General features: G+C 42.3%; 12 protein-coding genes. 8 read left to right on the top strand and 4 right to left on the bottom strand.

All coding sequences use genetic code 11. From position 1 onward, the window contains the following. Positions 1-5: 5 nt before the first annotated feature. The 3 genes from IGJ05_RS08480 to IGJ05_RS08470 all read right to left on the bottom strand — a co-directional run bounded on the left by IGJ05_RS08480 (position 6) and on the right by IGJ05_RS08470 (position 2,034). A complete protein-coding gene (locus IGJ05_RS08480) occupies positions 6-467 on the bottom strand; it encodes a GNAT family N-acetyltransferase (protein ID WP_081116978.1) in 462 nt (153 codons plus the stop codon). A 99-nt stretch (positions 468-566) separates the two neighbouring features. Continuing rightward, positions 567-1,085, bottom strand: coding sequence for a helicase (locus IGJ05_RS08475; RefSeq protein ID WP_228077443.1), 519 nt, complete (start codon positions 1,083-1,085; stop codon positions 567-569). A 40-nt stretch (positions 1,086-1,125) separates the two neighbouring features. After that, positions 1,126-2,034 (bottom strand): helix-turn-helix transcriptional regulator, encoded by a 909-nt coding sequence (locus tag IGJ05_RS08470; protein ID WP_194185669.1) that lies wholly within the window; start codon positions 2,032-2,034, stop codon positions 1,126-1,128. A gap of 93 nt (positions 2,035-2,127) precedes the next feature. Between IGJ05_RS08470 and IGJ05_RS08465 the strand changes: the two genes are divergently transcribed. The 4 genes from IGJ05_RS08465 (at position 2,128) to IGJ05_RS08450 (ending at position 7,026) form a co-directional block, all read left to right on the top strand. Further along, a complete protein-coding gene (locus tag IGJ05_RS08465) occupies positions 2,128-2,556 on the top strand; it encodes an effector binding domain-containing protein (RefSeq protein WP_081116975.1) in 429 nt (142 codons plus the stop codon). Between the two features lie 15 nt (positions 2,557-2,571). Beyond that, a complete protein-coding gene (locus IGJ05_RS08460; RefSeq protein WP_081116974.1) occupies positions 2,572-3,084 on the top strand; it encodes a ClbS/DfsB family four-helix bundle protein in 513 nt (170 codons plus the stop codon). Between the two features lie 422 nt (positions 3,085-3,506). Then, positions 3,507-5,870, top strand: coding sequence for an HAD-IC family P-type ATPase (locus IGJ05_RS08455; protein ID WP_194185670.1), 2,364 nt, complete (start codon positions 3,507-3,509; stop codon positions 5,868-5,870). Between the two features lie 229 nt (positions 5,871-6,099). Then, positions 6,100-7,026, top strand: a complete 927-nt coding sequence (locus IGJ05_RS08450) for a LacI family DNA-binding transcriptional regulator (RefSeq protein ID WP_179135473.1) — start codon at positions 6,100-6,102, stop codon at positions 7,024-7,026. Positions 7,027-7,441: 415 nt separating this feature from the next. Here IGJ05_RS08450 and IGJ05_RS08445 read toward each other — a convergent pair whose 3' ends face one another. Further along, positions 7,442-7,630 carry a hypothetical protein gene (locus IGJ05_RS08445; RefSeq protein WP_005227564.1) on the bottom strand — a complete coding sequence of 63 codons (189 nt, stop codon included), beginning with the start codon at positions 7,628-7,630 and terminating at the stop codon, positions 7,442-7,444. Positions 7,631-8,587: 957 nt separating this feature from the next. Here IGJ05_RS08445 and IGJ05_RS08440 point away from each other — a divergent pair. The 4 genes from IGJ05_RS08440 to IGJ05_RS08425 all read left to right on the top strand — a co-directional run bounded on the left by IGJ05_RS08440 (position 8,588) and on the right by IGJ05_RS08425 (position 11,664). Beyond that, entirely contained in the window at positions 8,588-9,046 is a 459-nt protein-coding gene (locus IGJ05_RS08440; protein WP_081116972.1) for a hypothetical protein, read from the top strand. 322 nt (positions 9,047-9,368) lie between these two features. Beyond that, a complete protein-coding gene (locus tag IGJ05_RS08435; protein ID WP_438725151.1) occupies positions 9,369-10,676 on the top strand; it encodes a DUF3440 domain-containing protein in 1,308 nt (435 codons plus the stop codon). Positions 10,677-10,712: 36 nt separating this feature from the next. Further along, entirely contained in the window at positions 10,713-11,204 is a 492-nt protein-coding gene (locus IGJ05_RS08430; protein WP_005227570.1) for a hypothetical protein, read from the top strand. After that, entirely contained in the window at positions 11,131-11,664 is a 534-nt protein-coding gene (locus IGJ05_RS08425; protein ID WP_005227576.1) for an IbrB-like domain-containing protein, read from the top strand. The genes IGJ05_RS08430 and IGJ05_RS08425 overlap by 74 nt, the downstream gene beginning before the upstream one ends. Positions 11,665-11,691: the final 27 nt, after the last annotated feature.

Below are 11,691 nucleotides of genomic sequence, written 5' to 3'. Positions count from 1 at the left end.
TCGTACTACTCAGCGAAACGTCGAACCATCGTAATATCTGTTTCCAAATAGCCCATTTTTTTGTATAGCTGATACGCAGACTGATTATGGGCAAAAACATGCAAGCCGATCTCAGTGATGCCTTGCTGGATCGCCCACTTTTCCAAAGCCTGTAACGCTTCGGTGCCATAGCCTTTTCCTCGCTGGTCTTCCTCGATGATAAAGTCATAGATGAAGGCTTTCTGGGCAGCTGTGTTGATCCAAATCACCCCGATCGGTTCACTAAAATCAGCTGCAAATAAAGAAAACAAGTGATTGTTTTCGGTGGCAGTCCCTTGAGGAAGCAGGGAAGCAAAGCTTTCTTTGGCTAGGGCGAGGGCCTCGTCTTTGGCCCATGTGCCTGCTTGGACTTTGTCGTTGGCGTATTCGAAAACTGCATTGGTTAAGTAAGCAGCATAGTCGCTGTCTTTCATTGGGATTAAGTTCATCTATTTCTCCTTTTGTCCTTGTCGGCTCTTCTTAACCTACAGAATGATTGTAGGCAATGAGAAACAAGAATATTTGATATGAAACGGTTTGTTTCCCCTTCAGTTGAGGCGCTCTGGCAACGGGTCTCGTCGTTGAAACAAAAACAGGTCATCCGGTGCAAACTGGTGGCGTGCATCGCAAGTATAGCCTCGTAGCCAGTCAACCCCATCGATGCGGCGAACGTAGAATCCTTTGGGGAAATCGTCGGTTTTTTCCAAAGGCACAGAAGCGATCGTGATTGCGGCAGCTGGCGCTTTTCCTTGGGATTTCAATCCGGTACTATTTGCCAGTTGGCGATAGCCCAGACGAAAGTGTAAGGCCATTTCCAATGTACAACAAGTCAATCCATAAGAAGGCGCAGCTGCAAAAATCTCCGTCAAAGAGCCGCCTTGGGGGAGTCCCAGTTCTTTAAGGGGAACAATCACACAAGCAGCACGCTGTTTATCGGCACTGAAGGAGAGCTGGGGATGGCGCAAGAGCTGGTTGGCATACGCGTTTAAGTGAATCTGATTTTCTTCCAACTGCTGGCAGAGGCGGTTTAGCGAAACCCCGCCATACTGTACGATCACTTCCTTCAAATCAAACACTCCTTTCAATAGAGATCCTTTTCCTAAAAAATCAGTTCGCGCCCTCGTTCTCGGACAAATTGGCATAAATCGCAGCAACTTCTTCTTGATAACGATTCTTTAGTCGAGGGGGACTTAAAATGCGTAGGCTTTTTCCAAAAGAGAACAAATAGGGCACTACCCAGCTTTCCTCGGGCAAATCAACGGTAACCACAGCAGTGCCTTCCTCCGTCAAAGTAATATCCTGATGATCGAACTCATCATATACCCGATAAAGAACGTCGGCTTGAAAGAATAGACGCGCAGGATAGGTGTCAACAGTCAACTCAATGGCAGAATCAGGCGCAGTGACTGGGAAAAAATGCTGGTCAGTGACGTGGACCTGACTCATGCGGCTGATTTTAAATGTCCGAAAGGCATTCTTTTGCTGGTCGACGGCTTGCAGATACCAAGCTTGCGAGCGAAAAAGCAGTTTATAAGGCTGGCAGATGCGTTTTTGCAGGCCCTGTTTACTGACATAGTCAAAGGTGATCACGTGGTTTGTTAAAATACTCTTTTTTAATAAATCAAACGTGTCGTTGCCGTTTTCTCGCCGATGCCAAGTGGAAAAATCCACTTCTAGCCAATCAGCATCGGGCTGCTTAAACAAGGATTGCAGTTTTGCCAGTGATTGCCCACTGATCTGTGGCGTCAGCTGGCGAATCCCTTTCAACGCCAAAAGCAGGTTTTTCCGTTCTTCTTCTGATAATAACACTTTATCCAACACAAAACTGCTTAACAGATAAACGCCGCCATTTCGACCCGTTTCGGTATAGATGGGCACGCCAATACTGCTTAGGGTATTGATATCTCTGGTGATGGTGCGAGTCGAGACTTCAAATTGTTTGGCTAATTCAGAAGTGGTTGCTTTTTCATGATTCAACAGGTGATAGATAAGGCCGAATAGGCGTGTCGTGCTCACTTGGTTTGCTCCTTTTATAAAAAGATGATAAAACACTGACACAAGGTGTCTAGGTTTCTATCGTATCATAAAGACAAAGAAGGAGGAACTCCAATGAAATTTTCGATAATGGCAACGGAAAGAACCAATAATTTTACTGATCCAGCGATTCAAGCAAAAATCACTGGCTTATGGGAGAAAAACAGCGAGGCGGTCAAGAAAGCCGCAGAAAAAGGAACGGTCATCGCTTGCGTTTACCACGAGTATGAGTCAAACTATCAAGGAGACTATGCCGTTTCGCTTTGTTTCGAAGAAACGGAGCAAGCAGACTTTGATACAGAAAAATATACTTGGAAAAAGTATCCGGTCGATCGGCGCGATGCGCAGGGCATTTTGTCTACTTGGCGTCAAGTCTGGTCTGAGGAAGAAAACCAGCAGTTGCAGCGCAAGTATTCCTTTGATTTTGAACAATATGCGCCAGATGGCGAAGTAACGATTTTTATCGCCATTGCTGAAAGCGACAAAGAGCAGCCATTTTCCTGAATAGGAGGACAAACAATGAGACAGTATGAAAGCAAAGTAGCGCTGATCCAAGAGATCACAGAACGTTACCAAAAATTTCGCCAAGAATTTGATGAAATTCCTGAAGCCTTGCGAAATCAACGGATAGCAAGTGTCGACAAGACCCCTTCAGAAAACTTGTCTTACCAAATCGGCTGGGTCAGTTTGTTATTGTCATGGGAAACACAGGAACAACAAGGGATGAGCGTTCACACACCTGCTGAAGGGTACAAATGGAACAACCTTGGCGGATTGTATCAATCCTTTTATCAGACATATGGCAGTTTGACATTAGCACAGCAGCAAGAGCTCTTAGACCAAAAGGTGACGGCACTTTGCCAGTGGATCGAAGGCTTATCCGATCAGGAATTGTTTGAAGCAGGGCAACGGGATTGGGCAACCACCAAAGCACAGTGGCCAGTCTATAAATGGATCCATATCAATACAGTAGCACCCTTTACCAATTTCCGAACGAAAATCCGAAAATGGAAAAAGGAAGCACTGCATTGATCAATAAAAGAAGCAAGCTGGTTGAGCGTTTTTTAGCAACTGAGGGAACAGCTAACTTAAAGAATTGTTAAACAGTTGATCTGCGAAGATCAGCTGTTTTTTTGTTTTGTGTCATCGCAAGAAACCACCTGGAAAGCCTATGATAGCTTATTGTCTAGTCGGTTCAGGTTAAGGAATAAACTGTTATTTTAATTCCTAAAGTGACGCGAAGGTGACAAAAATGAAACGCCAATTCGTAAAAGGGTATGCTATATTTTAAACAGTACTTGTTTTTTTACAGAAAAAAAGCGGGGAGTCGATGGCGCATCTTACGCAATCGACGCCAATTGTTTTTATAGAAAAAACACAAAACCATTCCCAAGTCTGATGCAAGTTTGCTGAATATTCAGCAAAATAAAAGTAAATGACCAAGAATAGAAAGGGTGAGGATCATCGAAAACAACCAAACCATTGGCTTGACGTCAGGAGAAGTCAAGGCGCGGGTGCAGCGCGGTCAAGTCAATAAGACAAAAAAGGATACGACGAATACGTACCCGAAAATCCTTTTTACCAATATCTTTACCTTTTTCAATTTGATCAACTGTGTCCTATTCTTTCTCGTCTGTTTGACGGGTTCTTACCAAAACGGCTTGTTCGTCTTTGTTGTCTTCAGCAATGTGATCATCAATCTCTTTCAAGAAGTTCGTTCCAAACGAACGCTGGATAAGCTGGCATTGCTAAAAGTTGCCAAAGCCGATGTTTATCGGGATGGCAAGCTGGAGAACTTGCCGATCCACAAACTCGTAATGGATGATGTGTTACGACTGAAAAGCGGGGATCAAGTGCCGACGGATGCCAAAGTCATTCAAGGATCTTTAGAAGTCAATGAATCCTTGCTGACTGGTGAAATGGATACGATCTACAAGCAGCCAGCAGACGAGTTGTTTTCTGGCAGTTTTATCACTGCTGGCGAAGCGTTATGCCAAGTGATCCACGTAGGCGCTGACAACTATATCGCAAAAATCAACAAAGAAGCCAAAACCATCAAACGACAAAAATACTTGATCCAAGGCAGTTTAAACAAAATCATTCGTTGGATCAGTCTGATTTTGGTGCCGTTATGTACCCTCTTGTTCGTCAAACAGTTCTATTTCTCTCATGCAACTTTCAACACCGCCATCTTACGGACGGTGGCGGCAGCTGTGGGAATGTTCCCCGAAGGTTTGTTTTTATTGACCAGTGTCACATTGACCATCAGTGCCGTCTATCTGGCGCGCAAAAAAGTGATGGTGCAGGAATTGAACTGCATTGATGCCTTGGCACGGGTCGATGTTCTTTGCTTAGATAAAACGGGCACGATCACCGAGGGCAAGATGACGGTGGAAAAGACGATTTCCTTTCAATCGGACACACCGTTGGCAGAAATCACTGGTAACTTAATGGCGCAGCTACCCGATCAGAACCCAACGGCAATGGCGCTGCGAACCTTTTTCCCAGAAAAAACGACGTACCAGATGCAGCAAGTCGTCCCTTTTTCATCAGATCGTAAATTCAGTTGCGTCACGTTTGAAGGACAAGGCACTTATTTCATCGGAGCTGCGTCGATTTTACTAGGAACCAACCATGAAGCTGTCTTAAAACAGGAAAGGCAGCTGGCAGAAGAAGGCTACCGAGTGATCGTTTTGGCTCACAGTACGCAAGGCTATGAGGAGGCAGGACTGCCGACGGATATTGAACCGCTGGGCTTTTACTTACTGTCAGACACGATTCGTGAAGATGCCAAAGAGACCTTGGAGTATTTTCGTTCACAGGCAATCCAATGCAAGATCATCTCTGGCGATGATCCAGTGACAGTCAGTCAAATCGCGAAAAAAGTCAATCTACCAGGGGCTGCTGATTTTATCGATGTATCAAAATTAACTGCAGCCGAATTAAAAGAAGCTGTCAGCAACTATCAGATTTTTGGTCGAGTGACGCCGCAACAAAAGAAAGAAATGGTGCTCTACTTGAAAGAACAAGGGCATACCGTCGCAATGACTGGCGATGGCGTCAACGATGTTTTGGCGCTGAAAGAAGCCGACTGCTCCATCGCGATGGCTTCTGGTGTTGATGCTGCGCGCCAAGTATCAAATTTGGTGCTTTTGGAAAATCAATTTGATGCTTTGCCATCGGTCATGGATGAAGGCCGCCGAGTGATCAATAACATTACCCGCTCAGGTTCATTGGTGCTAGTGCAAGTCTTATTCTCCATCATGATCACCATGGGGACGTTGTTATCAGGAACGACCTATCCTTTTGAGCCGATCCAATTAACGATCATCAATGCCTGCTTTGTCGGCATTCCGACCTTCTTTTTAAACTTTGAACCAGACTTCAATCGGATCAAAGGGGACTTTATGACGACGATTTTCAAAAATGCTTTTCCAACAGCCTTGACGATTACGGTAGGAACTTTGCTGATCATCAACTTTGGTTATTGGTTCAACAGCAGCAGTAAAGCTCTATCGATCATGAGCATTATTTTTACTGCTTGGAACTATCGCTTGATCCAGAAAAAAGTCTATCCAGCGATCAACAGCTATCGAACGATGATTTTTTTCAGCACTCAGATCTTGTACTTTGCTGCTTTGATCGTCGGTCGCGACCTCTTTAACCTAGGCAATACCAGCTATCTCAACCTCATCCTCTTGATTGCCTTGTTGAATTTTTCCGCCTACATGCAACGCTTTGCGGATAAGGGCATCGAGCTGCTGATGCGAAGATATACGAAGAAACGTAAAAGTTTATCAAAAGAAATGATTCAGTAAATAATAGAAAAACTGATTGCTTAAGCAGCTTTTGCAGCGTGCTAGGCAGTCAGTTTTTGTTTATAAATAAATTTCTTTTCAAGGAGTCTAACTAAGTCTTGCTATGAAACTCGTTTCATACCGTACAATCAACCAAGAGACCTTTTCAGAAAATTGTCGAAAGTGGAACAACTAGTTTTCTATGGTAGACTTAGGTCACGAGCAAAACAATCAGATAGGAATGAAAGAAATGGCAACGATTCGCGATATAGCAAAAATTACTGGTTTTTCGATCACGACGGTCTCTCGTGTGATCAATGGCCATCCTTATGTTGATGAGCAAAAGCGAGCAGCGATTTTGGCGGTGATGGAAGAACTGGATTACAAACCGAATAAAATCGCCCAAAAACTTAGCTCGGGGAAAACCTATAATATTGGAGTCATCGTACCGTTTGTCAATCACGCCTTCTTTGATGGAATTTTAAATGGCATCATGGAAGAAGCCTTTGCCCAAAAATACAAGGTGACGTTGCTTCCGACCAATTTTGATCGGAAGCTGGAGCTAGAATATCTAGAAGAATTCGCTGCAAAGGGATTTGACGGCTTGATCGTCATCACCCGCGCAAATCATATCGAGACATTTTATCCCTACATGGAAAAAGGCCCGATTGTTTTTTGTGAAAATTCGACCGGTACTGCCGTTCCTTTCGTTGCGATCGACTTGGTCGGCTCTGTGACAGCCAGTATCAAGTATTTGAAAGAACAAGGTGTAAAACGCTTGGGACTGACGCTAGGGCGCAGCAAACGCCTCAGCTGCAATTCAGTCAACACGATCGCAAAAGCCAAGGAGCTGTTTCCAAATTTTTCTGAAGCGGATATTTATTGGGATTGCATCAAAGCACAAGATGGGATTCCCGCAGCTGCATTTTTTAAGGAACGAGGAATCGATGGGGTGATCACAAATGGGGACGAGATCGCAGCGATGATCTTAAATCAATACCCTCACGGGACAGCACCCATCGTGATCGGACAAGAAAACCTGCTCATCAGTCAAATGCTGCACTTTTCTTCCGTTGAGTTTCATCTGGATCAGTGCGGCAAAGAAGCCTTTCGCTTGTTTCAAGAAAGAAAACAAGAGCAGATCATTCTGCCTTACGAACTTATTATTCGTGAATAATCATTGTTATAAAAAGAACACACCTTTTTGTCGAGAGGTGTGTTTTTGCCTGCTTATTAAAGGGGAATTGTAGAGATAAAATAAAAAAATAAAGAAAAAATTTATTTTGAAAGCTTGCTTTTCACAAAGTAAAGGGCTACCATTGGTCTGTGGCTTTTTCGCCACAAAAATAGGAAACGTATCAGACAAGAGTACTTGGGGAAGATTCTCTTGGGGGAAGCCTGATACGTTTCCTTTTGTTCATTCTAACACTATTTATATATAAAGTAGAGAGATATTGAGTAGATAAATAAAAATACTACTGTAATTGATGAATAGGAAAAAGGCAATCTCACAGACGAGTATCTCTGGAGCGATTTCCTACAACATGCTGGATGGCAAATTGCTCCATCATGTTTTGATTAATTACAAAGCATCAACTAACTAATTGTGTTGCACCCACTAGAAAATTACATAATTTCGCAACACCTGTTTCAGCTGTTTCTTTGATTAGAACAGTCGCAGTATTTTCGTAAACATGAATCACACTAACTTCTTGTAAACCGGTAAAGCCAATAACATTTGCCTGATAGTTTTGGCCAGGGAACACTTGGTATTTTTCCATGTTTTTATCTCCTTCATTAATCTTATTTCAAAAGAATAATAATTAAAATTTAAGAAAAAGTAAAGTGAAACGATTTTTCATTCAAAAACTCGTCCTTTCGGCTATTTATTCGAGTTGAAATCAACTTTTTCTGTAATTTTTCATTTGGTTTTTCAATAAATATACGATGGCTAGTTGAATATTATTCAATGGATCGTACCAATTTACTGAGCAATCGACTACAAAGTTGAGGGAAAGAAAGCCAGAAACTACCAGCTATATTGTTTGTTTTGTCCCGTCTTCACGCTTATAATAAAGGTAGGAAGAACGATCGGCGTCACCACTTCCTAATTCAATTGAAAAGGGCGTGCAAGTTATGGAAAACGTATACCGAAATAACTTTGTCAAAAGAACGGTTCAACTGATGTTTGCACCAAAAAAAATCAGAAAACGTCCACCCGAACAATGGATCAAAATGCCTACCGACCGAGGTATTCGGAGAAAGGACGCGTGATCCAGCATCTCGCAGCTATGCGTGAAATAGTATTCGAAGAAACGAAACTCAGGAAGTCCCGTCATGGGACTTCCTTTTTTATGTCATTTTTATCACATTCTTCATTGAGAAAATTATTAGTACAGGCGCTCTTTTGCAGACGCAAGGTCAAGAATACGATGGAATAAGAAATCACAAACTACAAAGAAACCAATGTCAGCACTCAATGGATCATTGGATAAGGGACTACAATCCTTCTTTTCATTGAGGGATTTCCCTGTTTCTTTTGATCGATTTTAAATTGGATATTGCCAGGAAAAATACGCGCCAACGAATTATCATTCTCTAATGGTACAGGAGACCAACGTTTAAGGAACGTAAAAGCAATCAAAAAAGCGCTTTTTCGTACAAAGATTCTGTTAAAATGAAGATATGGATAAAAAAAATTAATTGCTGCAAATCAATCATTTAAAGAAGGTGAAAGCATGGACTACCAAGAAATCGCGCGTCATTTTCAGACAACATCGTTTGATCCCCAACCGTTTGTGCAAACGGCGATCGATGATCGAAAGGTAAGGGAGAAGCTAGTGGAGAATGTCGTTGATGGTCAAAATCATATCAATGAGTATTTCAATAGTTATTTGATCATTAAAGAAGTAGCCATTAAAAACCCTGAGCTGATTTATGATGAGTGGGAACGGATCTGGGCACTGCATACCCACAAAAATTCCTATCATCGGTGGATCGCCCATGATCTGATCACGCAACTTTTGGTGATCGATCATGAAGAGAAGTTTGAAGCAATCAAGCGAGAATATGTACTGCTGCCCAAAGAAGAAAAAATCAGTAATTACAAGAAGATGTCTGAGAATATCCAAAAGGCTATGAAGCTCAAAGACCTCAGCAAAGAAATTTCACTGTTATGGAAAATTAAGTACATGTGATGAATGAACGGAAAATCAGGTTGATGGTATTGCTTTCTATTAGCTAAATCATAGAAAAAACAGGCTATCTTTTTGTGATTCAAAAAAGAGCAGATGTATCAGTAGCAAGCAGTGATTATGAAGTTTAAAAAATTGATATCTCTGCTTTTTTAGCCTGTAGTTGACTCATTATCCGATACTGAGCGCGCGTATTTCAACATGTCGCTGTATGAAATAACAGGGAAATCTCCCTTAAGTCCTTGTAAGAAGCCAAGTGAAACTTTATACTAGAATGTAATACTTATTCAAAAAAAGGACAAATAAAATGAGGACATGAGCTTTTATGAAGAAATATTGTAAGGAAAATGTGCTAGAAGCGGCGATGACGCGTTTGGAATATATTTTTGATACGTTTCCCCATGTGTATTTCTCTTTCAGTGGTGGAAAAGATAGCGGGGCCATAATCCAGTTGGCTGACCAAGTCGCACAGAAAAAAAAGAAAACCTTTGATCTGCTGATTTTAGATATCGAGGCAAATTATGATGCTACGAGAACGTTCATGGAAAAAATCAAAGCGTTACCAAGTATCAATCAAACCTTCCACTTCTGTTTGCCCTTTTACGAGGACAACAATACCAGCGTCTTTCAGCCACAATGGCTGATGTGGGATGAACAAGAACGTGAGAAGTGGGTACAGCCGATGCCTAAAGATGCGATTTCACTTGCTGATTTGGATGAATCATTGATGGAAATCTATCAGAGTGCAAATATGAACCCTGATAAGTTTTTACGAAACTTTGCTCATTGGTACGCAAGCTATCATCAGTTTGAGCCGGTTGCTTGTGGTGTGGGGATACGAACCCAGGAAAGTCTGTATCGGTATCGATCGATCACATCGCCAAAGTATAACTTTCGGAAGCAATGCTGGATCAAACGGCAAGTAGCAGATTCAATGGTCGTTAATTTTTACCCAATCTATGATTGGAAGACCGAAGATGTGTGGGGAGCCTATGCCCATTTTGACTGGCCGATCAATGGCTTTTATGAAAAGTTGTATGATCATGGCGTTCCGATCCATCAAATGCGGATCTGTCAGCCTTACGGTATGCAGCAACGAAAAGGCTTGTACCAATATACTTTGGTGGAACCGGAAACGTGGGAACGCGTCGTAAATCGTGTGTCAGGAGCCAATTTTGGTCGATTGTATGCCCAGACAGGATTGCTGGCGCATTACAATACGAGAAAGCCTAGTCATATGACTTGGCAAGAGTATGCGGTCTTTTTACTGGAATCAATTGGACTTTATTCAAAGAAATTACAGGATCATTATTACCGCAAAATCACGATCTTGATTGATCATTATCGAGAAAAGCACGGGATCGAAGTGGAAGATATACCCGATGTGACCAAACGTAAGGACTGGCTGAAAAACGAAGTACTCTGGCATGACTGGAAAGGGATCGCTCGTGCGTTAGAAAAAAATGATTTTTCTTTGAGTACGCGACAATATAGTTTGACGAAAAAAGATGAGTCTGAATTGTATGAGTTGGCGGTCGATTTTGGGGCGGCTTTGGGGATCGAGCATTTACCCAAGTATCAGTTAAAAAAATTGAATGCCAAATACGAGTATTTAACGAAAAAAATCACCTAACGATGGACGAGTGCGTCCTTAGAGAGGAAGGGTTTTGTGAACGAACGATTGGTTTTATTTTTTCCACCGTATAAGAAAAGCCAATTCTATCAATTGATGGGGGCTTTTTTTGCAGAACGGGTGTATCAGCAGCAATTTCCGTACTTGGTCAATGATGAGAACTGCTACTGGTACGTGATTCTTGATGACGAAAAACGGGTGACTGCTTTTTCTTATTATGAAAAAGGCGCCAATAAAGTGGAGCTAGGGGAATTTTATGAAAAAGATCCAGCCGCTCAATTTAAAAAGTTTCTTTTACGGAAGATGCTGGTGGATATCAGCCGCAACTACCCAGAAGCAGAGATTCTCGCTTCTAGTAACCAGCCTAGTGAAATTGCACTTTTGGAGTCAAAAGGGTTTGCGGTTTATCGACAAACAAAAAATTATTCATTTCTAAAAAGGAGTGTAGTACCTCATGAGCGATATCGATTTTCCAGTGTTAGCGGCGAAGCTGATCCCAGTCAGCAAGATTCACGCGAATACGTATAACCCCAACACCGTGGCTGCTCCAGAAATGGATCTACTGGAACTGTCGATTCGAGAAGATGGCTTTACCCAGCCATTGGTTTGTTACCACGATAAGGAGCAAGACAAGTATATTTTGATCGATGGGTTTCATCGGTACATCGTAGCAAAAGATCGCTTGGAATTGCCAAGCGTTCCGGTCACGGTGATCGATAAGCCTTTCGAGAATCGCATCGCTTCAACGATTCGCCACAATCGAGCACGTGGTACCCATGGCATCGAGAAGATGGGAAATATCGTGCAGCAGTTAGTGGCTAACGAGTGGTCGGATGAACGAATTGCCAAGGAATTGGGGATGGACCGCGAAGAGGTCTTTCGCTTTAAGCAGCGTTCAGGTTTAAAAAGTGCCTTTTCTAACCATGAATTCAGCAAGTCTTGGATAGAGTTTGAAAAAAGATATTACAAAGGCAAAAAAGAGACCTGAGAGGTTGAAAAAACTATTTAAAAAAGC

The sequence above is a fragment of the Enterococcus sp. AZ167 genome, assembly GCF_051714025.1.
Lineage (GTDB): Bacteria > Bacillota > Bacilli > Lactobacillales > Enterococcaceae > Enterococcus_D > Enterococcus_D casseliflavus.
Note: the sequence above shows the minus strand (reverse complement) of the source record. Positions and strands in the feature narration are given on the sequence as shown.

Bases quoted from the DNA above. Each gene is read 5' to 3' on its own strand.
- IGJ05_RS08480 (WP_081116978.1), bottom strand. From the start codon at position 467: ATGAACTTAATCCCAATGAAAGACAGCGACTATGCTGCTTACTTAACC.
- IGJ05_RS08465 (WP_081116975.1), top strand. From the start codon at position 2,128: ATGAAATTTTCGATAATGGCAACGGAAAGAACCAATAATTTTACTGAT.
- IGJ05_RS08460 (WP_081116974.1), top strand. From the start codon at position 2,572: ATGAGACAGTATGAAAGCAAAGTAGCGCTGATCCAAGAGATCACAGAA.
- IGJ05_RS08450 (WP_179135473.1), top strand. From the start codon at position 6,100: ATGGCAACGATTCGCGATATAGCAAAAATTACTGGTTTTTCGATCACG.
- IGJ05_RS08445 (WP_005227564.1), bottom strand. From the start codon at position 7,630: ATGGAAAAATACCAAGTGTTCCCTGGCCAAAACTATCAGGCAAATGTT.
- IGJ05_RS08440 (WP_081116972.1), top strand. From the start codon at position 8,588: ATGGACTACCAAGAAATCGCGCGTCATTTTCAGACAACATCGTTTGAT.
- IGJ05_RS08435 (WP_438725151.1), top strand. From the start codon at position 9,369: ATGAAGAAATATTGTAAGGAAAATGTGCTAGAAGCGGCGATGACGCGT.
- IGJ05_RS08425 (WP_005227576.1), top strand. From the start codon at position 11,131: ATGAGCGATATCGATTTTCCAGTGTTAGCGGCGAAGCTGATCCCAGTC.